We start from the raw sequence: 19,566 nt of genomic DNA on the forward strand, positions 1-19,566 counted from the left end.
CCCAGATGCCGCCGACACCGTGGGGACGCCACACCCGACCCGACGGCACGCGCCACCCGACCCGTGGGACGTGGCGGACGGCATACGCCCCGGGGTGGGCGGCGCGTCCGGGAGGTCTGTTACACCTAGTCCGTGAGCGAGTACGACGACGCGACCCGGCTCGAGACCGGCCAGGACCCCAGCCAGCGGCACGGCACCTTCCACGAGGAGTGGATGATCGGCAACGCCGTCAACGGCGGGCTCGTCATGACGACGGCGTTGCGCGCCCTCGGCGAGCACCTCGCCGCCGACCCGACCGAGACGACCGAGCACGTCGACCCCGTCGTGCTGTCGGCCTACTTCATGACCGCCTCGCAGCCGGGGCCGTTCACCGTGACGACCGAGGTGATGCGCTGCGGCCGCAAGCTCTCCACCGGGCAGATGACGATCCACCAGACCGACGACGACGGCCGGCCGGTCGAGCGGATGCGGGCCATCGGCTCGTTCGGCAACCTCACCGACCTCGACGTCCAGCGCCAGGCCAGCCCGCCCGACATGCCCCCACCCGAGCAGTGCGTCTCGGCGGAGCAGGCACCGCCCGACTTCCTCGCGAACGCCAAGTTCCTCGAGCGCCTCGACCTGCGCCTCGACCCGAGCACCGCCGGGTGGGCGCTCGGCAAGCCCTCGATGCGTGGCGTCATGCGCGGCTGGCTGCGGCTGCGTGACGGGCGCGACCCCGACACGACCATGCTCATGATGGCGCTCGACGCGCTCCCGCCTGTCGCCTTCGACCTCGGGCTCTTCGGCTGGACGCCCACGCTCGAGTTCACCGGCCACGTGCGCCGCCGGCCCGAGCCGGGCTGGCTGCAGGTCACGCTCGGCAGCGACACCCTCGGCGGCGGGATGATGGAGGAGGACGCCATGATCTGGGACTCCGCCGGCAACCTCGTGGCCCAGTCGCGCCAGCTCTGTGGCGTCCGGCTGCCCAGGGCGGGCGCATGAGCGTCGAGCTCGTCTACGAGACGCACTCGATCACCGAGGACAACGAGGCCGGCATCGCGACAGGCTGGCTCCCCGGTCGGCTGTCGGAGGAGGGCTGTCGCCTCGCCACCGAGCTCGGTGAGCGCCGCCCCGCCAGCGGCTTCGCCGCCGTCTGGTCCTCCGACCTGGCCCGTGCCGTCGAGACGGCACAGCTGGCCTACGGCGACTGCGAGGTGAGCCTGCGCCAGGACGCCCGGCTGCGCGAGTGCGACTACGGCACGCTCAACGGCAGGCCCGTGGCCGAGCTCGAGCGCCTCCGCCTCGAGCACGTCGACGCGCCGTTCCCCGGCGGCGGCCAGAGCTACCGCGACGTCGTCGACGCGACAGCCGGTCTCCTCGACGACCTGCGCCGCATCCACGACGGCGAGCGCGTCCTCGTCATCGCCCACTCGGCCAACCGGTGGGCCCTGCAGCACCTGCTCGACGGAGTCCCGCTCGAGCAGCTCGTCGACGCGCCCTTCGCCTGGCAGCCCGGCTGGGAGTGGACGATCACGTGACCCGGTCGGGACGGCATACGCCCTCGTGGTCGGAGCCGGGCCCGATCGCCACTAAACTCTTGTCCTCGTGGCACTCACCATCGGAATCGTCGGTCTCCCCAACGTCGGCAAGTCGACGCTCTTCAACGCGCTGACCAAGAACAACGTGCTCGCAGCGAACTACCCGTTCGCGACGATCGAGCCGAACGTCGGCGTCGTCCCGCTGCCCGACGCGCGCCTCGGTGCGCTCGCCGAGATCTTCGGGTCCGAGAAGATCCTCCCGGCCACCGTGAGCTTCGTCGACATCGCCGGCATCGTCCGCGGCGCCTCGGAGGGGGAGGGGCTCGGCAACAAGTTCCTCGCGAACATCCGTGAGGCCGACGCGATCTGCCAGGTCGTGCGCGCGTTCGAGGACGGCGACGTCGTGCACGTCGACGGCAAGGTGAGCCCGGCCGGGGACATCGAGACGATCCACACCGAGCTCATCCTCGCCGACCTCCAGACGCTCGAGAAGGCCGTGCCCCGCCTCGAGAAGGAGGCCCGGGTCAACAAGGACAAGAAGGCCGCCGTCGACCTCGCGGTCGCCGCGCAGAAGGTCCTCGAGGAGGGCCACACGCTGTATGCCGCCGGGCCGTCCGCCGGGGTCGACCTGGCCGAGGCGAAGCAGCTCGGTCTGCTGACGACCAAGCCGTTCATCTACGTCTTCAACCTCGACGAGGACCAGCTCGCCGACGCCGAGCTGCAGGAGTCGCTGCGCGAGCTCGCCGCCCCGGCCGACGCCGTCTTCCTCAACGCGAAGCTCGAGATGGACCTCATGGAGATGGAGCCCGACGAGGCGCTCGAGCTGCTCCAGAGCTTCGGCGCCGAGGAGTCCGGCATGGACCAGCTCGCCCGGACCGGCTTCCACACCCTCGGGCTACAGACCTACCTCACGGCCGGCCCCAAGGAGTCGCGTGCGTGGACGATCGGCAAGGGCTGGACCGCCCCGCAGGCCGCCGGGGTCATCCACACCGACTTCCAGCGCGGCTTCATCAAGGCAGAGGTCGTCTCGTTCCACGACCTCGTCGCCGCCGGGAACATGAACGCCGCCAAGGCCGCCGGCAAGGTCCGCATCGAGGGCAAGGACTACGTCATGGCCGACGGCGACGTCGTGGAGTTCCGCTTCAACGTCTGAATCAGCACGTTTTCCCAGTTCAGAGGGGCTGCAACACCTCTCAGTCCGCAGACAGTCCGCAAGAAGTAGCGCTAGAGGTGCCCAGTCGTTGCTTGGCCGGGGAGAGGACGAGGCCACCCGCCCGACTTGCTAGCGCCATAGGGCCGGCGACGTCGGGTAGCGGTTCGTGGGAAGGCCGGGTGCATGCCTCGCGGCGCGTCGCCCCGTCGAACGTGCCGCCGACGGAGAGGGGCGAGCTTGGGTCGCGCCTTCCCGCGGGCGACTATACGGTGACTTAGGCTCGGCGCTACCAACTGCGGCCGATCATGAGCGATCAGTCGAGTTCCGTGGGTGAGAGGGGGATCCCGTTGGTTGGTTATGACCCGTACGACCTCATTGGTAGGCTCCGCGACCACCTGTGTGCACCTGATGCTCCGTTGTCATTTCTAATGGGTGCTGGCACCTCTAGCGCGGTGAACATTGCACCGATGCCTGTAGGTGGTGGGGCTCGCTCTTACACGCCGCTGATTCCAGCGATTGCTGGGCTGACTGAGCAGGTGCGAAGAGCATGCGTCGATGCAAACCCGCGCTTCGAGGACGCGTGGGAGCAGCTGGTCCAAGCCTGCGTTGCACGGAAGCAAGATCCACACATCGAGTCCCTCCTCGGCCTGCTTCGGATGACGACTGCGGCGATGATCCCCACCGCGACCGGATTTGGACTGAGTTCCGCGGATTTGGGCACGTTGGAGAGAACCATTCAGGTGTCGATCGCGACGATCGCGTCGCCAAGCGAGGAGGACATTCCAGCGGATTTGCCTCACCGGGAGTTCGCCGATTGGGTGCGAAACGCGTCACGCGGTCATCCGGTGGAGGTGTTTACGACGAACTACGACGTGCTGATCGAGCGCTCGCTCGAGCTTGCACGGGTTCCGGTTTTCGACGGATTCGTGGGCAGCCATAGGCCGTACTTCCTGCCCTCTGCGGTGGCGTCGCGTGAGGCGGCCGAGTGGACGAGGGTATGGAAGATCCACGGCTCGGTGAACTGGGCAGCGGAGAGTCAGGGCACTGTCCGAGGGGAGGGAGTACCGGACGGGTCGATGATTTTGCCTTCGCACCTGAAGTACGACGAGTCTCGAAAAATGCCGTACCTGGCATTGATGGATCGACTCGCGATGTGTGTCTCGAGGGTGAGTTCGGTGCTGGTCACGTGCGGCTACAGCTGGGGCGACCAACACATCAACGCGACTCTTCTCTCGGGGCTGGAGTCAACAGCAAGCAGTGCCATCTTCGCGCTGGTCTACGACGACATCCACACCGACAGTCATGTCGTGAGATGCGCGGAGAAGCATTGGAATCTCACTGTTATCGGTCCGAACTCAGGGGTGATCCGCGGCCAGCTGGCCGACTGGGAAGTCGACACAGGCCCAGGCGTGGTCGCCGCTGGCCGGCTGGTCAAGTACTTCACGCCAGATCCAGTCTCCGGATCGTCCACCAGCACCGGACGAGTGAACCTCGGTGACTTCAACGTGTTCGCCGAGTTCCTGGCATCTATGACCAGCAGCCGACCTGGGCGTGCCTGATGCCGGCACCAGCGACACTCATCGGGCGTGTTCAGTCCGTCACTGGGAAGATCGTGACGGTGCGCTTGCTAAGGGGCCAGACGTCCCTTGTGATGGTCGAAGGCGAATCCCACAGGATCGGTCAGGTCGGTTCGATGGTGCGCATCCCGCTTGGATACACGCACCTCTACGGGATCTGCTCCCAGGTTGGCGCCGCGGCCATTCCAAACTCGGTCGTCTCGGAGCCGGGCAAGGAGATCGACAGCCGCTGGATGACCGTGACGTTGTTCGGGGAGGCTATCGGAGATGAGTTCGAGCGCGGTGTGAGCCAATATCCGACCATCGATGACGAGGTGCACATTGCAACCACCCCAGAGCTCGCTGTCATCTACAGCGAGAGTTCGGCAGCAGCCTTAGCGGTTGGACATTTGGCCGCAGCTCGCTCCATACCCGCGACAGTCGACCTCGCCACCCTGGTTTCGCGACACTCAGTGGTTGTCGGGTCTACCGGCGCAGGCAAGTCGAACTTGGTCGCCGTTCTCTTGGAGTCGATCGCCGAACAGGGTTACTCCTCTGCACGCGTGTTGGTTATCGATCCACATGGTGAATATGCGGACGCGGTGGGGGACAACGGCGCCGTGTTCTCGGCGTCGCCATCGGCGGCACGCCATCAGCAGCTCTACGTCCCGTATTGGGCGCTCCCGTTCGAGGAGTTCGTCGCCGCGACCATGGGAGAACTCTCGCCGCAGAACTCCGCTGACATCAGAGACATGGTGAGACGGCGTCGTCAGGATGCCGCAAGGCACCTGAATACCCCACCGGAGCCTACATACGTTACCGCCGACACCCCGATCCCGTTCAGTGCCAAGGGTTTGTGGTTCGACCTGAACGAGTTCGAGATCCGCACCTACGACGACATGATGCTCACAACTCCCGCCGTGATCTCGCTAGGCGACCCGGAGACCCTTACTCCAAGTGAGTACCTGCCATACGAGCCTGGGAGTAAGGCCCCCTTCAAGGGCACGTCTCGATTGATTGCGCGCCAGCTTGACATGATGCGGCACCGGCTTCGGGACACCCGGTTCGCTTTCTTGCTCGAGCCGGGAGTGGACTACACGCCCGACGCCGACGGACGAACGAACGCCGACCTTGACGAGCTACTCAGTAGCTGGGTGGGCCATGACAAGCCGGTCACCGTCCTGGATCTTTCCGGCGCCGCCGCAGACGTCCTTCCCTTAGTCATCGGCACTGTGCTCCGACTCGTTTCCGATGGACTCTATTGGGCAGGGGACCTTCCAATCGGAAGCCGCGCGCAGCCACTTCTCATCGTGCTCGAAGAAGCGCACCTCTTCGTGCGAGAAGGCGATTCTTCCGCTGCACACCGCGCCGTGGACAAGATTGCGAAGGAGGGCCGAAAGCACGGCGTGGGTCTGATGCTCGTAACCCAACGGCCCACCGACCTCGACTCAACCGCGCTCAGCCAATGCGGGACGATGCTTGCGCTCCGGCTTACGAATCAGGCAGATCGAAGCCGGGTTGCCGCGGCCCTCCCGGACGAACTGACCGATCTGGTGTCCCTCCTGCCGGCCTTGCGAACCGGCGAGGCCATCGTTACGGGTGAGGCCGTGAAGGTGCCCTCGAGGTTCCGGATTCGGGAAGCTAGGCACAAGCCGATCGGGTCAGACCCGGACCTCGCGACCGGTTGGCGCAAGGATCCTCGCCCCGACCCGTCCCACTACACGTCGGCGGTCGTCGCCTGGCGCACTTCGACAACAGCTGCTGCCTTGGCCGCGGAGGAGGAGGTGCTGTGATTCCTGAGATGCAGTACGTGGAGTCGACCGCTATCGAAATGGTCGGATATGACCCGGTCGACAGTGCCTTGGCGGTCATGTTCAAGGGGGGTGCAACGTACCTCTATTCAGGAGTGCCCCAGCACCTCTACGATCAACTGATGATGGCCGAGTCAAAGGGTCTCTTTGTTAACAGGTATATCAAGCCGAACTTCCCGCCGGTGCCGTTGTAGTGTTGTCTGGATGGCTTTGCGCCTGCTGCTTCAGAGCGAATCGCGGAGTCTTGGCATTCCCATTCCGGGCGTCCCTCGCCGCAAGATCGGGACGCTGCCCCGCCTGGTTGCCAACCCCTTGCAGTAGCCGATGACTGCCTGTGGTTTCGTGCGCCGAAGGTGACAAGACGTGCCGCAGCGACGGAATACGAGGTCGACGGAAGTTCAGACCTAGTGGCGCGTGTAGTTAGTTGATTTACAGTTGGTGGGCTGGGACGATGGGGCATGGCGAATCGTCCGGCGGTGGCGTTGGGGTTGCGTGCTGGTGACCGGGAGGCGCTGACGCTGTTGACGCGGGCATCGTCGGGTCGGGCTGGTCTGGCGCAGCGGGCGCGGATCGTGTTGCTGGCCGCGGACGGTGAGTCGAACACGGCGATCGCGGCGAGGGTCGGGGTGTCGCGTCCGACGGTGATCGACTGGCGCAACCGGTATGCCGCGCAGGGGATCTCGGGATTGGACGATGATCCGCGCTCGGGTCGGCCGCGCACGATCGACCACCGGAGGATCGTCGCGGTGACGCTGCGGCCACCGCCGAAGAAGTACGGTGTGACGCACTGGTCCTCGCGGTTGCTGGGGCGGCACCTGGGGATCAGCAACGGAACCGTCGCGAAGGCGTGGCGTGACTACGGCGTCGCGCCGTGGCGGGTCGAGACGTTCAAGTTCTCCACCGACCCGGAGCTGGTCGGCAAGGTCGTCGACGTCGTCGGGTTGTACCTCGCGCCGCCGGAGAACGCGATCGTGCTCTCCATCGACGAGAAGTCGCAGATCCAGGCGCTGGACCGGACCGCTCCGATGCTGCCGATGCAGCCGGGCCTGCCGGAACGACGCACCCACGACTACAAGCGGCACGGCACCACGACGCTGTTCGCGGCGCTGGAGATCGCCACCGGCAAGGTCACCGGCGCGTGCAAGCCGCGCCACCGCCACCAGGAGTTCCTCGCGTTCCTCAAGCAGGTCGCCCGCGCCTACCCCGACACCGGCGACGGCGTGCAGCTGCACCTGGTGATGGACAACTACGCCGCCCACAAGCGCATCGAGATCCGCGACTGGCTGGCCGCCAACCCCCGGATCCACGTCCACTTCACCCCGACCTCCGGGTCCTGGCTCAACCTGGTCGAGGTCTGGTTCGGCATCATCGAACGACAGGCGATCCACCGGGGGACCTTCGGCTCCGTCAAGGACCTCAACGCCAAGATCCGTGCGTTCGTCGACGGCTGGAACGACCGCTGCCACCCCTTCGTGTGGACCAAGACCGCCGACGAGATCCTCAACTAGGCCAACCGTCAGATCACTTCAAACACGCACCACTAGCGGCGTGAGCTCACGGGCGGAGGCCGCTAGCCACGCCGTCTTCGGGCGAGCGGGCTGCTCTAAGCCCGAGGCTTGTCGCCATGATTGACTCCGCGGCCCTGCGGGTTCGGTCTTCGGCCGTTGGCCAGAGGTGGGCGTAGGTGTTGAGAGTCGTCGTCGCTCTCGCGTGGCCCAGTGAGCGTTGGACGGTCACGACGTCGCAGCCGGCAGCGATGAGCCCCGAGGCGTAGAAGTGCGCAGGTCGTGGAGTTTGATGCCGACGAGGCCGGCCTCGCGCAGGGTCTTGCGCCACCAGTAAGCGACGGTGTTCTGGTGCGGTGGCTCTTCGCCGGCCCCGGCGAAGAGCCACCGCTGCTTGCCGGTGGTGCCGTGAGCGGCGACGTGCTCGGAGAGGACGGTGACGAGGCTGTCGGCGAGGTAGACAACGCGCTCTGATCCGTACTTCGGCGCCCGGACGTCGATGGCTCCACCGTTGACGCGCTGGACCTGGCGGGAGACCCTGAGCGATCTCCGGAGGAAGTCGATGTCGCCGAGCTGGACGCCGGCCGCCTCGCCCAGCCGCAATCCGGCGAAGGCGCACAGGGCGATGAAGGGCCGAAACCGCTCGTCGGCCACGACCATGAGCTGTCCGACGTCTTCGGGTGTGGGGATCGACATGGCGACGTCGGCACGGCGGCCGCGTGGGAGGCGCACTGTGTCGGTCGGGTCGGAGCCGATCACTCGGTCGTTGACGGCGGCGCGGAACACCGACCGGACGTTGAAATACCGCGTCTTGATCGTCCCGGGGGCGAGCCCGGCGGCATCCATCTGCTTGATCCACGTCTCGACGTCCGAGCGCCGGACCTCCTTCATCGGCTTCCCGGCGAAGGGCACGGATCTGGCCGCCAGCGACATCGCGAGCCTGGTGCCGGGTGCCCAGACCTGGCGGGCTGACCACTCGCCGAAGAACGCCGCGAACGTGATCCGGCCGGCCTTCGGGTCGGCGTAGGTGCCCGTGACGACGGCCGAGGTGACCGCGTCGAGCCACTGCTGGGCGTCGATCTTGCGGTCGAAGTGTCGCGAGTGCTCCTTCCGGACTCGTCGCGGTACCGCGCCCGCCACTTGCCGTTGGCTCGCTTGGCGATGTTTCCCGCCATGGTGATGCTCCTTCCGAGATCGCTCCATCGTCTCTCCGAGATCTGACGGCGGACAGTCTCAGCGGTGGTTCTGTGGACGGTTGGTCTGCTCGCTGAGCCAGAGGATGAGGTCGGCGCGCCAGTACCGGACGTGGCGGCCGAGCTCGAAGCTGCGCGGCCCGGACCCGAGGTGCGCCAGTAGCGCAGGGTGCCCTCAGGCACCCGGAGGAAGGCACAGGCCTCCTGGAGGGTGAGCATCTCGTCCCCGGCGTTCTTTGGGCGGAGAGTGGGGTGGTGTTGTGCGGTCATCGTGGCGCTCCTCGTTATCGGCGACAGTGAGCGTCGGCTCACGCCGGTCATCATGGGAGGGCGTTGTACCCGCCTTCGTACCCGCCCGGAGCTTCGCGTGGGAGGTACAAAGGGAGGGACGTTGGCATCGCCGCAGGTCAGGGCACGTCCCCACGAAAGTTCAGAAAATGTTGTCAACGCCCGACCGAGAGGCCCTTGAGCCCCGACTGACGTGACGGGCCGTGCCGTTGTTCTCGCTCTCGGTGCCGTCGTTCCCGGGCCGGTGGGGGCGCTTCCGGTCGCAGCGCGGGTCCGTACCGTTCGATGTCCTCGAGGGCGGCGTCGCGGGCGCGGGCAGGGCCGAGGTCGGACCGGTTGCGCGCGAACGCGTCGATCCACTGCTGCTTGGCGTCCTCGAGGGTCTCGGCGACCAGGTGCGCCGTGTTGCCGGCTCGGCCGCGGGTCATGGAGACGTACGCCGCTGCGGCGCCGGTGGAGTCGGTCAGGGCGACGTGGGCTCGGGGGACGGTCTCGCCCTGGGCTCCGTGGACGGTCGTGGCGTAGGCGAGCTCGACGTGCCCTCGCGCGTACTGGGCGGGGACGACCTGGTCTCGTCCCCGATCCTGGAGGGTCACCGAGCCGTCGCCGCCCACGCCGGTCACGGTCCAGGTCTGTCGGTTCGCGACGCGGAGGTCGGGGTCGTTGCGGCGCGTCGCGATTCGGTCGCCGACCGTGAGTGTCTCGCCGCGGCTGGTGGTCACCGTCGGGCGGCCTCCGGAGAGGGGATCGACGTCCGTGCGCTGCGCGCGGATGGCCGCGTTGAGGTCGGCGACCTGCTCACGGGTGTCGGCCATGACGAGGTCGCCGGCCGCACCGAGGCGCGCGAGAGCCGCTGTGCGCTCGACATCAGAGGGGTGCACGACGATCTGACCGCTTGCGAGAAGTGCGTCGAACACTTCGTCGCTTCGGTAGCCCTCGCGCATCCGGAGGCTCAGGATGGCGTAGGCCTCGTCGGTGAATCGGCGCACGGTCTCGAGGGTCACGACCGCCGCCGGGTCCGCGTAGGCGACAGCGTGGTCGAGGACGCCGCCCCGGCCGACGGCCGGGAGCTGGTGGCGGTCCCCGATGAACGCGACCCGGGCGCCGGCTTCGTCGGCGACGGTGAGGAGCGCACGGGCGGTCTCCTGGTCGAGCATCCCGGCCTCGTCGACCACGAGCAGGTCCCCGGGTCGAAGGGCTGCCGACTCGCAGGGTCCGGGGTCGGACTGCCGGGACCAGTGCCCGTCGTCGTCCCAGCGCCAGCCGTGTTGGTAGATCAGCCACGCGGCGGAGTGTCCCTCGGCGCCGGTCTCACGCGCGGCCACGTCGGCGGCCTTCATCGTCGGGGTCACGACGACCAGTCGCCGACCGTGGTACGCCAGCTGCTGTCGGACAGAGCGCAGAACGGTGGTCTTGCCTGCTCCGGCGGCTCCCTCGACGACCACGAGGGGCGCAGTGCCCGTCAGCGCGCCGAGGGCGTCGTCGTGGACGGGCTCTTCCTGATGCGGGGCGAGGCTGTCGGAATGTTGCAGATTGGTGGAGTGATCGGCGCGCCGGGCGATCCGGGCGATGAGGTCACCTCGACGGCCAGGACCCCAGGCGAGGTGAGAGATCGGACGTGTTCGGGGACGTCGCGTCGGGTCAGCAGCGGGGTGCAGCGCGCGACGGCCCGGGCAGTGACGTCCTCCGCCAGCTCGATCCGGGCGGCGGGGTCCGCGACGAGCGCCGTCTGGGCGAGCAGGACCTCGGTCTTCCCGCGAATGTCAGCCGTGTTCCAGGCCGACCGCCTGGCGCCGAGCATCGAGACGACCAGATCAGCGGCAGCGTCGCGGTCGATCCACCCCGGCAGCGTCCGCCGGAGGGGGACGGCGTTGGCCGAGTCTCGGTAGCCGACCTCGTGGAGCTCGCCGTTCCATCGGTCGACGAACTCGCGCCCGTCCATGGGCACAACCTTGTCGGGTCGCGCCTCCGCCCACGCCCGCCGGTCCCACACCTCACGCATCCGAGGACCCGGTTCTTGGTCGGGATGCCCGTCTCGCCAGTCGGCCTCGAGCCGGTCTACGTTGCGGCGGATCTGCGCGGCCCTGGCACTGAAGGCGCCGACGTACGGCGCGAGCTCCCGGATCTCGCTCGTCTCGGGGTCGACGGTCAGTCCGTGCGCAGCCGGCACCGCCCGGAACTCCGGGTCGGTCGCGACGGCGGCGTGGCCGATGCCGTTGATCGCCTCGATGCTGTCCCGGACGCCGACGGAGTGGATGCCCCGCCAGGCGCTGGCCGCCCAGACGCGGGCATTGATCTGCAGGTGGAGGTGGCGGTGCGGGTCGCCCGCGCGAGACGTGTAGTGGCGGATGACCGCGGCCTCGATGGACTCGACGGGAACCTGGACCTGGCGCCCGCGAGGGCCGACGCGGGTGGTCGCGTGCGCTGCGATCCAGCTGACTATCTCGATGGCCGCCTTGTCCTGGGCTCGGTCCAGGGCTGCGGAGACTTCCGGGTACAGAGCGGCCGCAAGGGACCAGGTCTTGGGACCGTTGACCACGACCTCGACGAAGCGAATCGCGTTGTCGTCGGTTCGTATGTGGCCCTTGGCCGTCAGCGTGTCAAGGTCGATGCCGGCGACCCACTGCTCGTACAGCTCCCCGGTCATGCCGCCCAGGCTTCGCACGCCGTCGGGGGTGGCGATCAGCCGCATCGCGACGCCGCTGCCTTCCGCCAGGTAGTAGTCGTCCGCCCGCGACCGGTCGCGCTCGACGTAGGCCCGCGCGGCTCTCGGCGCTCCGCGGTAGAACTTCACCCCTCCGTGCACCCGGACCCCCGCCTTCACGATGTCCGTCGACAACCAACGGACCCCTAGAAATGCCGCGTGGGCCGCCCGATTACGGGCGGCCCATCTACGTCCTTCGTAGCATGGGTGCCGCATGGATGGAAGGCGTTGAAGGGCCGAAGTCCGTTGAAGGGCAGGAAGATTCCGAGCGTTGACGATAATCGATGATTGTCAATCAAAGGGTTCGTAGCGGAGGGCTGATCATGGGGTGCGGGGTGGGGCGTGTCTGCTGCGGGGTTCTATGGCTGTCGTGGTGGCCGACCTCGGGCTGATTCGGCGGTTATGCGAGAAGCATGGGCGCCCCAGGTGCGGGATCACGTGCACAGAGCACCGTGTGCCACACCGACCCAACCTGCGTCCCCAAGGGCTGACACCTACTGCCGTTATCCACAGGTGTACTCGGTGCGCTCATGGCCGTGCGCCAGGTGACCTAGCGTTGCGGGATGTCGTTGAGGGTGCGGGTGCTCGCCGACGATGAACCCTGCCAGCGACTCCTGCGGCTGGGTGCTGGCGCGCTGAGCGACGCCGAGCTCGTTGCTCTGGTCGCTGGCACCGAAGTTGAGGGATGCGACGACGTTGCCGTGGGCCACCAGCTGATACTGGAGTGTGGTGGACTGCGTGGTCTATCGATGGCCTTTCCCGAGGAGTTGATGCGATCACCCTGCACCGGACCGGTTGAGGCGGCGCGCCTGCTCGCCGCCTTCGAACTGGCGGGGCGGGCCACAGATGCGCCGACCAACCGCGTCGTGGACACGGCAGCCGCGATCGCTGAGCTGGTTTCGCCGGCGCTCGCCCGTGAGCGGCGGGAGAAGGTCGTTGTCCTGGTTGCCGACGCCGCCAACCGCGTGCTTCGCATAGTGCCTGTTGCGAGTGGCGGCTCGGATTCGAGTCCGTTGCCTGTCCGAGAGGTGCTGCACGCCGTGCTGCGGTACGACGGCCGCGCGTTCGCGCTGGCCCACAATCACCCGTCAGGTGATCCGACTCCGAGCGTCCAAGATCGTGAGGCGACGGCTGCGGCTGAACAAGCCGCCGATGCGGTCGGACTGCGGTTCCTGGACCACGTGGTTGTCGGGCGAAGCTCCTGGCGCAGCGTCAGGTGAGTTTGGCGAACGCCTTGTTCCGGGCGGCGGGAAGGATTGCTGCCCGTAGGTGTTCACGCTCTGCCTCGAAGCCCGCCACGCGCAGCCTGCTCCGGTTCAGCGCGGCGATGCGCCGCTGAGATTCCGCGTCCGGATAGGGGATTCGCAGAGATAGCAGCGCGTCCGCGCTAACGCGCTCACGCCGCGCGCCAATGCCTGTTGAAGTCGCCCGGAGAGCCTCCCAGAATCTCGGCCATCGACAGAGGGAGTCCACCCAATCGGGATCAACGCCCGCCTTCGGCGTGAACGTTACAAACTCCTGGGATACGACTGACCCCTCAAACCCCGGAGTTGCTATAGCGACCGCGCCCTCGAATGCCTTTAGGCGACTCATGACCAGTTGGCCCGTGTGAACGTAGCGGAGCTTGGCGTACTTCGTTTGCGACCCCGGCATTAGACCATGAGTGAAGAGGCCCCGACCGAAACTGAGAACGCCTGCGCGCTCGTAGACTGCTTCTCGATCGACAGGGAAGTCGTCCAGTTCGAGGTCCAATGCTGCCGCCAGCGGCGCATCGGGTCCCTCTCGCAGTAGGGCGTGGATGGAGAGGTCCAGCTGCTCCGTCGTCGATGGGAACGGGCGCATGGCGGCTAGGCGGTCGAGGTGAGCGGCTACGCGCTGCTGCTCGGAGAGTTCTGGCAGACCGATCACGATGTTCTCGAGGGCAGAGATGCTAAGGGTTCGGTTTCTGCCCGCTGAACCGGGTGAGGCGGTACGGAGTTGCGACAAGCCTGGCTCGGAGAGGAAGTAGTGCCACAGGTACCGAACATCGACTTGGTTGGCTCTGCGAGGGGTCCAGGTCATGAATCGGTGAGAGCCGATTAGTCCTCGCTCGCATTCCGAAGCGACCGCCAACGCGCCTTCCCAAGCGAAGACGTTGCTGATCACCAGATCGCCGGGCTCGATTCTGTAGACCTTCTTGCTGCCCAGTTGAGCACTAGTGGCGGCGGGCTTGTGGAAGACGCCCTTGCCGAACGAGCGGAGTCCCACCTCGACATACTCTTCGGCCGCGTCGAGCGCGACCCTGCGGCGCTGAAGCTCGAGGACATCTCCTAGCCGCACCTGATGCACCACCATCAGCCGTCGCTCCCGAGTTCATCTTGAAGGTCCCGGAGAGTCGCGAGGACCTGCTCCTCCACGGCGATGAGTTCCTTGACCAGCTCCTCGGGCGCGCGAAGCGCCAGGTCGTCGGCACGATGCGGGTTGCGGAGGTCGAGGTTGTAGCCGTCCTCCGCGAGCGTCGCGGCGTCCACCCTCCAGGCGTGTTCGTTCTCGACTCTTCGGACGCGGCCACGACCGCCCCACCACTCGGTGAGGTCGGCAAACTCTTCGTAGCGCAGCGGCTTGGTCTTCGTGTAGTTCTTCCGGCCCTCCGGGAGGGGGTGCTCGTAGAACCAGATGTGCTGCGTCGGTCCGCCGTACTCGAAGAAGAGCAGGTTGGATGGAATGAGCGTGTACGGCGCGAAGACGCCATTGGGGAGCCGCACCACGGTGTGCAGGTTGAAGTCGGTGAGCAGCTTCTTCTTGATCCGGGCGGGCGCGCCCTCGTTGGCGAAGAGGACCCCGTTGGGGACGACGATCCCGCAACGACCCTTCTTCTTCTCAAGACGGGCCATCACCACTTGGAGAAACAGCCAAGCGGTCTCGGCCGTCCGCGAGTCCGCTGGGAAGTTCTCCAGGCTGCTGCTCTCCTCCTCACCCCCGAATGGTGGGTTGGTCAGAACGACGTCCACCCCAGCCTTCCGCTGGTCAGCCAGTGGGAAGGTCAGAGAGTTCGTGCGGGTGACGTTGGGCTGCTCTACCTCGTGTAGGAGCAGATTCATCTGGCACAGCAGGAAGGGAAGCGGCTTCTTCTCAAAGCCCATGATCGAGTCCTTGGCCTGGGCGATCTCCGCCGCGGATCGAGCCTGGGCACGCAGATGTTCGTACGCCTCGACCAGGAAGCCGCCCGTTCCTACGGCTGGATCGAGCACTGTCTGGCCCAAGCGCGGATCGACCTGCTCGACCATCAGCCGGATCACAGGTCGCGGAGTGTAGAACTCGCCGGAGTCCCCGGCAGCGTCACGCATCTCCCGCAACATCGACTCATAGAGATGCGCCATCGTGTGGATGTCGTCGGCTGATGTGAAGTGCACCTTGTCGATCTGGTCAATGACGTCACCAAGGAGGTACCCGGACAGCATCCGGTTGATGGTCTCCTTGAACACCGACGCGAGCGTGGTCCGAGGGTCGCCCGCCTGCCCGGATCCCTCGAGCCTCGCGAGGCCCGGGAGCAGGGTGCCGTTGACCCAGTTGATCAGGGCCTCACCCTGCTTGCGCGTCGTTGGATCCGCTGCCCACGCGCTCCATCGGAGCTCCTCCGGCAGCGCCGGTCGATAGCCGGGGTCCACGATCATTCGGTTCTGCTCGAGGTCGTCGAACGCCTTCAAGAAGAGGAGCCAGGACAGCTGGGGGAGCCGATCCAGGTCACCGTTGAGGCCGGCGTCCTTGCGCATGATGTCGCGACTGGTCTTGATGACCGATGCCAGGCGCGCCTGCGGCGTCTGGGCAGCACTCTTAGCGGATGGGCTCACGGGTGGTTCTCCTCGGGGGTGACCGCTTCGGCGAAGAGGCGTACGGCGGTAGAGCGGGCAGTTGTGTAGTCGACGGGCAGGTCAAGCTCGGCGGCCATGGCCGCGTAGTCGAGCTGCCAGGATGCTGGGAACTCGGGGAGTTCTGCTGGCGGCGGCAACCCGTCACGCACCTGCCATACGGTCTGGAGCCGTCCCTCGAGATCAGGGTGTGGAAGCAGTCCAGCTTCTGCGAGTAGTACGACGTCGACCAGGTCCTTGACGCGGCTGCTCGGTCGATCGCCGGCGTACGTCCGAGTCATCGCGTGGAACTTCTCGGCCGCGTGCTGGGCGACGTCCACCGCCGGCATGGCGGTGCTGCTCAGACGCTCGGCAAGGATCGGCGGATGCACCTCGACTGTGCCCACGGCACCGTCGATTTCCGCGCTCCGCGCGACGATATCGACGCGTAGCGGGGCGAAGACCTTGCCGCCGAGGAACGACGTGACGGTGAACTTCCAGCCAGGCTTGCCGGTCTCGTCGGCGGCGAGCGCTCTCGGTGCGGACACCTGGAAGGTCAGCCCGTCGTCCGCGTCGCCGTCGAGAGCATCCAATAGTCGGTCCTGCACTTCGGTACCGTCGAGGTCGTCCAGCATCACGAGGTCAAGATCCTTGGTCGCCCGCGCCTGAAGGCCGAGTCTCACCTCGAGAGCGAAGCCGCCCTTGAGCACCCAGCCGTCTGCAGCGGACAGCCGGACGAGGATCCGTTGAAAGACGAAGTGGCGACGGACTCGGTCCGGTGCGATCTCTCGCTCGGCTGCGACGTTGGCCAAGCGGTGGTTGATGCTGTCACGGAGTGCTCGGTCGACGGTCACGGGGTCGTTGCTCCAAGCGCGCGCTCGATACGGAGTGCCGCACGGTCGCCAGCCCCGTCGGAGCGGGTGCGGAGCCGGCGCGCGGTCGTCAGGCCCTGGTCGAGCGCGCCAGCGACAGCAGCGTCGAGTTGCTCCTGCGTGGTGTCGCCTGCCGCGAGATCGAGCAGCGTGCGCAGCGGAGTGGTCACGCGCCAAGCGCCGTGGTCGAGGACTTCCGCGTCAGAGAGGTCGCTCGCATGCGTGACCACTGCAGGATCCACCGCTCGGAATCCTGGGGGGACAGACAGGTGTACGTGGCGCGGATCGAGCTCGCCGAGGTCGTGGACGAGCGCCGCCGAGTCGTGGGACACCACGCCACGGCCCTCGCTCCACAGGGTCCAGCGCACCCACTGGTCCTCGGGTGCTGCGGGCCAGTCGGGTAGACGGAACAGGCCACGGTCGATGCGCAGCCAGTTGCCACTATCGGCGTGGTACTTCTGAGCCTGGTAGCTGTATCCGAGGTCGAGAGCCTGGGCGGCGGTGAAGTAGCCAGCCTGGCTAAAGGCAAGGCGTTGCAGCGCCAGCCGCAGGTCTTGTCGGGTACCGGCCATGGTCGGAGCATACCTCATTCGAACTCAACGTGAACTTTAGTTCCACGCTGGCGAGCGTCATCAAAATAAGACTCACGCTGAGTACAGCCGCCCCTGGAGTTCACTAATGGCTTGCCGCCAGCCTTCAGCACCGCCAAAGTGTCGCGCTGCTTCGACCGGTGAGCCGAAGTTGCTCAGTGGGGGCACCTGGAAGGCGTAGATGTGGGTCATCTCCTCGACGCCGTACTCCTCGTAGCGGTCGAGGAGGGCGGAGATGATCTCTCGCGCGGTCGGCACCAGTGCCTCGAGGTCGCTCGCGTGGTCCTCTCGCACTAACCGGGCGCGTTCCGCCCTCGTCCGTTGAGGGACATTCCAAGCCGCGTGTGCGAGGACGTCGAACGGGTCAGTCTCGGGCGTAAGTTCGAGGCGTCTCGACATCTCTTCGATGGATACGCCGCGGGAGGCGAGGCTCTCTTCCAGGATTGCGCGTAGCTGGGGATCGGCCCAGCGCGCGCGAAGGTCGTCGATGGTCGGACACAGCACGCGCACCTGGCCGGCGAGGTAGTCGGCGTACTCCACCAGACGGAGAGTGCCGGTGCTGGTGTCGGCGACGTAGTAAGCCTCGGCGGTGACGGTGACTTGCGTGCCGTCGACGTAGTACTTCCTCGCAGGCGGCTGTTCGAGCTCGCCCTCGGACTGGGTCCGGTCGAAGGAGGGCTCGGGTTCGCCAAGCGAGGGCATCTCGAGGGCAACATCCTCAGCATCACCTTCGACGACCACGCCGGACTCGTCGATGCGCTCGGTCCGGATGCGCACCGGCTCACCGTCGAAGCCCGGGTCGGAGAAGAGGACCGATGCGCCGACGTAGTCCACGATCTCGAAGGAGTACTTGCCGTTCTCTGGATAGAGTCGGGAGCCTCGGCCGACGATCTGCTTGAACTCGACCGTCGAGCCGATCGGACGAAAGAGGACGACGTACTTCAGGTCCTGGACATCGATGCCAGTGGACAGCATCCGCGATGTCGTGGCGACGACGGGTGAGGGCGACTCCGGGTCGCTGAAACGGTCTAGTTGGCGACGGCCGGTCTCGCCTTCGGCGCTGACGATCCGGACGACCCAGAACGGATCGGCTGCCACCTCGGTCGGGTTGTGCGCCACCAGGGCCTGCCGCATCTGCTCTGCATGTTCGGAGTCGACGCAGAAGACGACAGCGCGACCGGGGCGATCGTGGAACATCTGACTGAGGTGCCTAGCCGCCGCGTCCGTTCGGCGCAAGAGTGATACGACGCGCTCGAAGTCACGGGTTGTGTAGAGACCATCCGGGATGTCGCGGCCGAAGGTGTCGACCTCACCGGGTTCCGGCCGCCAGCCCTCGGCGTCCGGGGTCAAGACGATGCGCCGCACGGTGTACGGGGCAAGGTAGCCGTCCTCGATGCCCTGACGCAGGGAGTACTCGAACACCGGCTCGCCGAAGTAGTCGTACGTGTCGACGTTCTCGTCCCGCTTCGGGGTTGCAGTGAGGCCGAGGTGGACGGCGGAGGTGAAGCGGTCGAGCACTGCTCGCCAGGACGATCCGGGCACGGAGCCTCGGTGGCACTCGTCGACGATGACGACGTCGAAGAAGTCCGGCGGGTAGCCCTCGAACGTCGACTCAGCGTCGTTGCTGTTCTGCAGCGACTGGTAGGTGGCGAAGTAGATCTCTCGTCCCATGACGGCGTGCCCTTGGATGCGCGTGGCACCCTCACCGAACACGGGCCGGAAGTAGCCCTCTAGCGGCTGCTTGATGAGCGCGTCGCGGTCCGCAACGTAGAGGATTCGCCGGGGTTGTTCGGCATCGACGACCTGCCAGTACGAGAGGAGCTTCCAGCAGAGCTGCAGTGCAGTGAGAGTTTTGCCCGAGCCCGTGGCCATCAGCAGAAGCACCCGAGTCTGCCCGGCAAGAACCGCGCGGAGGACGCGGTTGATGGCGACCATTTGGTAATGGCGCAGCTGCCGGATGGAGCCGTCGGCGTTCGTCAGGGTCTGTGAGAGCGGCTGGGAGAGGGCCGACCTCGCCTCATCGGCCAAGTGGTGGTGGCGCGCATAGCGGTCCCAGAGCTCGGGCGGGGTCGGGAAAGCGTCTAGGTGTCGCTCGGTCCCCGTCGAGAGGTCCCGCTCGATGATGTCGTGACCGTCCGACGCGATCGCGGTCGGAAGGTCAAGCGCGACGGCGTACTCGATGGCCTGCTGCAAGCCCTGTCCCGGGCTCGAGTACTCGCGCTTCGCCTCCACCACGCCAACGGGGAGACCAGGCACGATCTCAAGCAGGTAGTCGACCCGGCCATCGCCGCCGAGGGTTGTGTTGGTGGCAAGGTCCGAGCGGACGGCGTACTCGGTGCGGAAGCTGTCCTCCCAGCCGGACTCCACCAATCTCGGAACGACGAACTCGCGGCAGGTGTCCCGCTCGTTTCGCCCCGTCATGGCTTCAGGCTATGGGACGCAGTGCCGCAAGGCCCGTCTTTCTGTCGAGCTGGGAAACCGCGTCAAACTGTCCGGCAGCGACGGCTACCGCAGTTGATCGGTAGGACCAAGGCCGTTGTCAGGATCCGT

Annotated in this window: 16 protein-coding genes; 8 read left to right on the forward strand and 8 right to left on the reverse strand. The window is 66.7% G+C overall.

What is annotated here, in order from left to right:
* The first annotated feature begins 132 nt into the window (after positions 1-132).
* The 7 genes from ASD90_RS06225 to ASD90_RS06255 all read left to right on the forward strand — a co-directional run bounded on the left by ASD90_RS06225 (position 133) and on the right by ASD90_RS06255 (position 7,545).
* Positions 133-981, forward strand: a complete 849-nt coding sequence (locus tag ASD90_RS06225) for a thioesterase family protein (RefSeq protein ID WP_056752924.1) — start codon at positions 133-135, stop codon at positions 979-981.
* Positions 978-1,517 carry a histidine phosphatase family protein gene (locus tag ASD90_RS06230; protein ID WP_056752926.1) on the forward strand — a complete coding sequence of 180 codons (540 nt, stop codon included), beginning with the start codon at positions 978-980 and terminating at the stop codon, positions 1,515-1,517. The genes ASD90_RS06225 and ASD90_RS06230 overlap by 4 nt, the downstream gene beginning before the upstream one ends.
* Positions 1,518-1,584: 67 nt before the next feature.
* A complete protein-coding gene (ychF, locus tag ASD90_RS06235) occupies positions 1,585-2,670 on the forward strand; it encodes a redox-regulated ATPase YchF (RefSeq protein WP_056752927.1) in 1,086 nt (361 codons plus the stop codon).
* A gap of 452 nt (positions 2,671-3,122) precedes the next feature.
* Complete coding sequence (locus ASD90_RS06240; protein ID WP_162260180.1) at positions 3,123-4,229, forward strand: SIR2 family protein; 1,107 nt, start codon at positions 3,123-3,125, stop codon at positions 4,227-4,229.
* A 134-nt stretch (positions 4,230-4,363) separates the two neighbouring features.
* Positions 4,364-6,019 carry an ATP-binding protein gene (locus ASD90_RS06245; RefSeq protein ID WP_200958539.1) on the forward strand — a complete coding sequence of 552 codons (1,656 nt, stop codon included), beginning with the start codon at positions 4,364-4,366 and terminating at the stop codon, positions 6,017-6,019.
* Complete coding sequence (locus tag ASD90_RS06250) at positions 6,016-6,231, forward strand: KTSC domain-containing protein (protein WP_056752931.1); 216 nt, start codon at positions 6,016-6,018, stop codon at positions 6,229-6,231. The genes ASD90_RS06245 and ASD90_RS06250 overlap by 4 nt, the downstream gene beginning before the upstream one ends.
* Positions 6,232-6,495: 264 nt before the next feature.
* Positions 6,496-7,545 carry an IS630 family transposase gene (locus ASD90_RS06255; protein ID WP_082588510.1) on the forward strand — a complete coding sequence of 350 codons (1,050 nt, stop codon included), beginning with the start codon at positions 6,496-6,498 and terminating at the stop codon, positions 7,543-7,545.
* Positions 7,546-7,770: 225 nt separating this feature from the next.
* On the opposite strand, the gene ASD90_RS06260 is transcribed toward ASD90_RS06255, so the two are convergent.
* From ASD90_RS06260 to mobF, 3 genes are all read right to left on the reverse strand, one after another.
* Positions 7,771-8,682, reverse strand: a complete 912-nt coding sequence (locus ASD90_RS06260) for a tyrosine-type recombinase/integrase (RefSeq protein WP_235506400.1) — start codon at positions 8,680-8,682, stop codon at positions 7,771-7,773.
* A gap of 496 nt (positions 8,683-9,178) precedes the next feature.
* The gene (locus tag ASD90_RS23910) at positions 9,179-10,468 is read right to left on the reverse strand and encodes an ATP-dependent RecD-like DNA helicase (RefSeq protein WP_056752935.1); all 1,290 of its coding nucleotides are present in this window, start codon (positions 10,466-10,468) and stop codon (positions 9,179-9,181) included.
* Positions 10,469-10,485: 17 nt separating this feature from the next.
* A complete protein-coding gene (mobF, locus tag ASD90_RS23915; RefSeq protein ID WP_200958540.1) occupies positions 10,486-11,862 on the reverse strand; it encodes a MobF family relaxase in 1,377 nt (458 codons plus the stop codon).
* A 428-nt stretch (positions 11,863-12,290) separates the two neighbouring features.
* Between mobF and ASD90_RS06275 the strand changes: the two genes are divergently transcribed.
* The gene (locus ASD90_RS06275) at positions 12,291-12,947 is read left to right on the forward strand and encodes a RadC family protein (RefSeq protein ID WP_200958541.1); all 657 of its coding nucleotides are present in this window, start codon (positions 12,291-12,293) and stop codon (positions 12,945-12,947) included.
* On the opposite strand, the gene ASD90_RS06280 is transcribed toward ASD90_RS06275, so the two are convergent.
* The 5 genes from ASD90_RS06280 to hsdR all read right to left on the reverse strand — a co-directional run bounded on the left by ASD90_RS06280 (position 12,940) and on the right by hsdR (position 19,437).
* Positions 12,940-14,061: a restriction endonuclease subunit S gene (locus tag ASD90_RS06280; RefSeq protein ID WP_056752939.1), complete on the reverse strand. Its 1,122-nt coding sequence runs from the start codon at positions 14,059-14,061 to the stop codon at positions 12,940-12,942. The genes ASD90_RS06275 and ASD90_RS06280 overlap by 8 nt on opposite strands.
* Positions 14,061-15,557: a class I SAM-dependent DNA methyltransferase gene (locus ASD90_RS06285; protein ID WP_056752942.1), complete on the reverse strand. Its 1,497-nt coding sequence runs from the start codon at positions 15,555-15,557 to the stop codon at positions 14,061-14,063. Before ASD90_RS06285 ends, ASD90_RS06280 begins: the two co-directional genes overlap by 1 nt.
* Positions 15,554-16,408 carry a nucleotidyl transferase AbiEii/AbiGii toxin family protein gene (locus ASD90_RS06290; protein ID WP_056752944.1) on the reverse strand — a complete coding sequence of 285 codons (855 nt, stop codon included), beginning with the start codon at positions 16,406-16,408 and terminating at the stop codon, positions 15,554-15,556. The genes ASD90_RS06285 and ASD90_RS06290 overlap by 4 nt, the downstream gene beginning before the upstream one ends.
* The gene (locus tag ASD90_RS06295; protein WP_056752946.1) at positions 16,405-16,998 is read right to left on the reverse strand and encodes a type IV toxin-antitoxin system AbiEi family antitoxin domain-containing protein; all 594 of its coding nucleotides are present in this window, start codon (positions 16,996-16,998) and stop codon (positions 16,405-16,407) included. The genes ASD90_RS06290 and ASD90_RS06295 overlap by 4 nt, the downstream gene beginning before the upstream one ends.
* A 72-nt stretch (positions 16,999-17,070) precedes the next feature.
* The gene (gene hsdR, locus ASD90_RS06300) at positions 17,071-19,437 is read right to left on the reverse strand and encodes an EcoAI/FtnUII family type I restriction enzme subunit R (protein ID WP_200958542.1); all 2,367 of its coding nucleotides are present in this window, start codon (positions 19,435-19,437) and stop codon (positions 17,071-17,073) included.
* Between the last annotated feature and the right edge of the window lie 129 nt (positions 19,438-19,566).

The sequence above is a fragment of the Terrabacter sp. Root181 genome (assembly GCF_001428505.1).
In the GTDB taxonomy this organism is placed as follows: domain Bacteria; phylum Actinomycetota; class Actinomycetes; order Actinomycetales; family Dermatophilaceae; genus Terrabacter.

What these genes read in the sequence shown, in the direction of transcription:
- ASD90_RS06255 (WP_082588510.1), top strand. Translation starts at nt 6,496, where the DNA reads ATGGCGAATCGTCCGGCGGTGGCGTTGGGGTTGCGTGCTGGTGACCGG.
- ASD90_RS06280 (WP_056752939.1), bottom strand. Translation starts at nt 14,061, where the DNA reads ATGGTGGTGCATCAGGTGCGGCTAGGAGATGTCCTCGAGCTTCAGCGC.
- ASD90_RS06230 (WP_056752926.1), top strand. Translation starts at nt 978, where the DNA reads ATGAGCGTCGAGCTCGTCTACGAGACGCACTCGATCACCGAGGACAAC.
- hsdR (WP_200958542.1), bottom strand. Translation starts at nt 19,437, where the DNA reads ATGACGGGGCGAAACGAGCGGGACACCTGCCGCGAGTTCGTCGTTCCG.
- ASD90_RS06295 (WP_056752946.1), bottom strand. Translation starts at nt 16,998, where the DNA reads ATGGCCGGTACCCGACAAGACCTGCGGCTGGCGCTGCAACGCCTTGCC.
- ASD90_RS06245 (WP_200958539.1), top strand. Translation starts at nt 4,364, where the DNA reads ATGGTGCGCATCCCGCTTGGATACACGCACCTCTACGGGATCTGCTCC.
- ASD90_RS06275 (WP_200958541.1), top strand. Translation starts at nt 12,291, where the DNA reads ATGTCGTTGAGGGTGCGGGTGCTCGCCGACGATGAACCCTGCCAGCGA.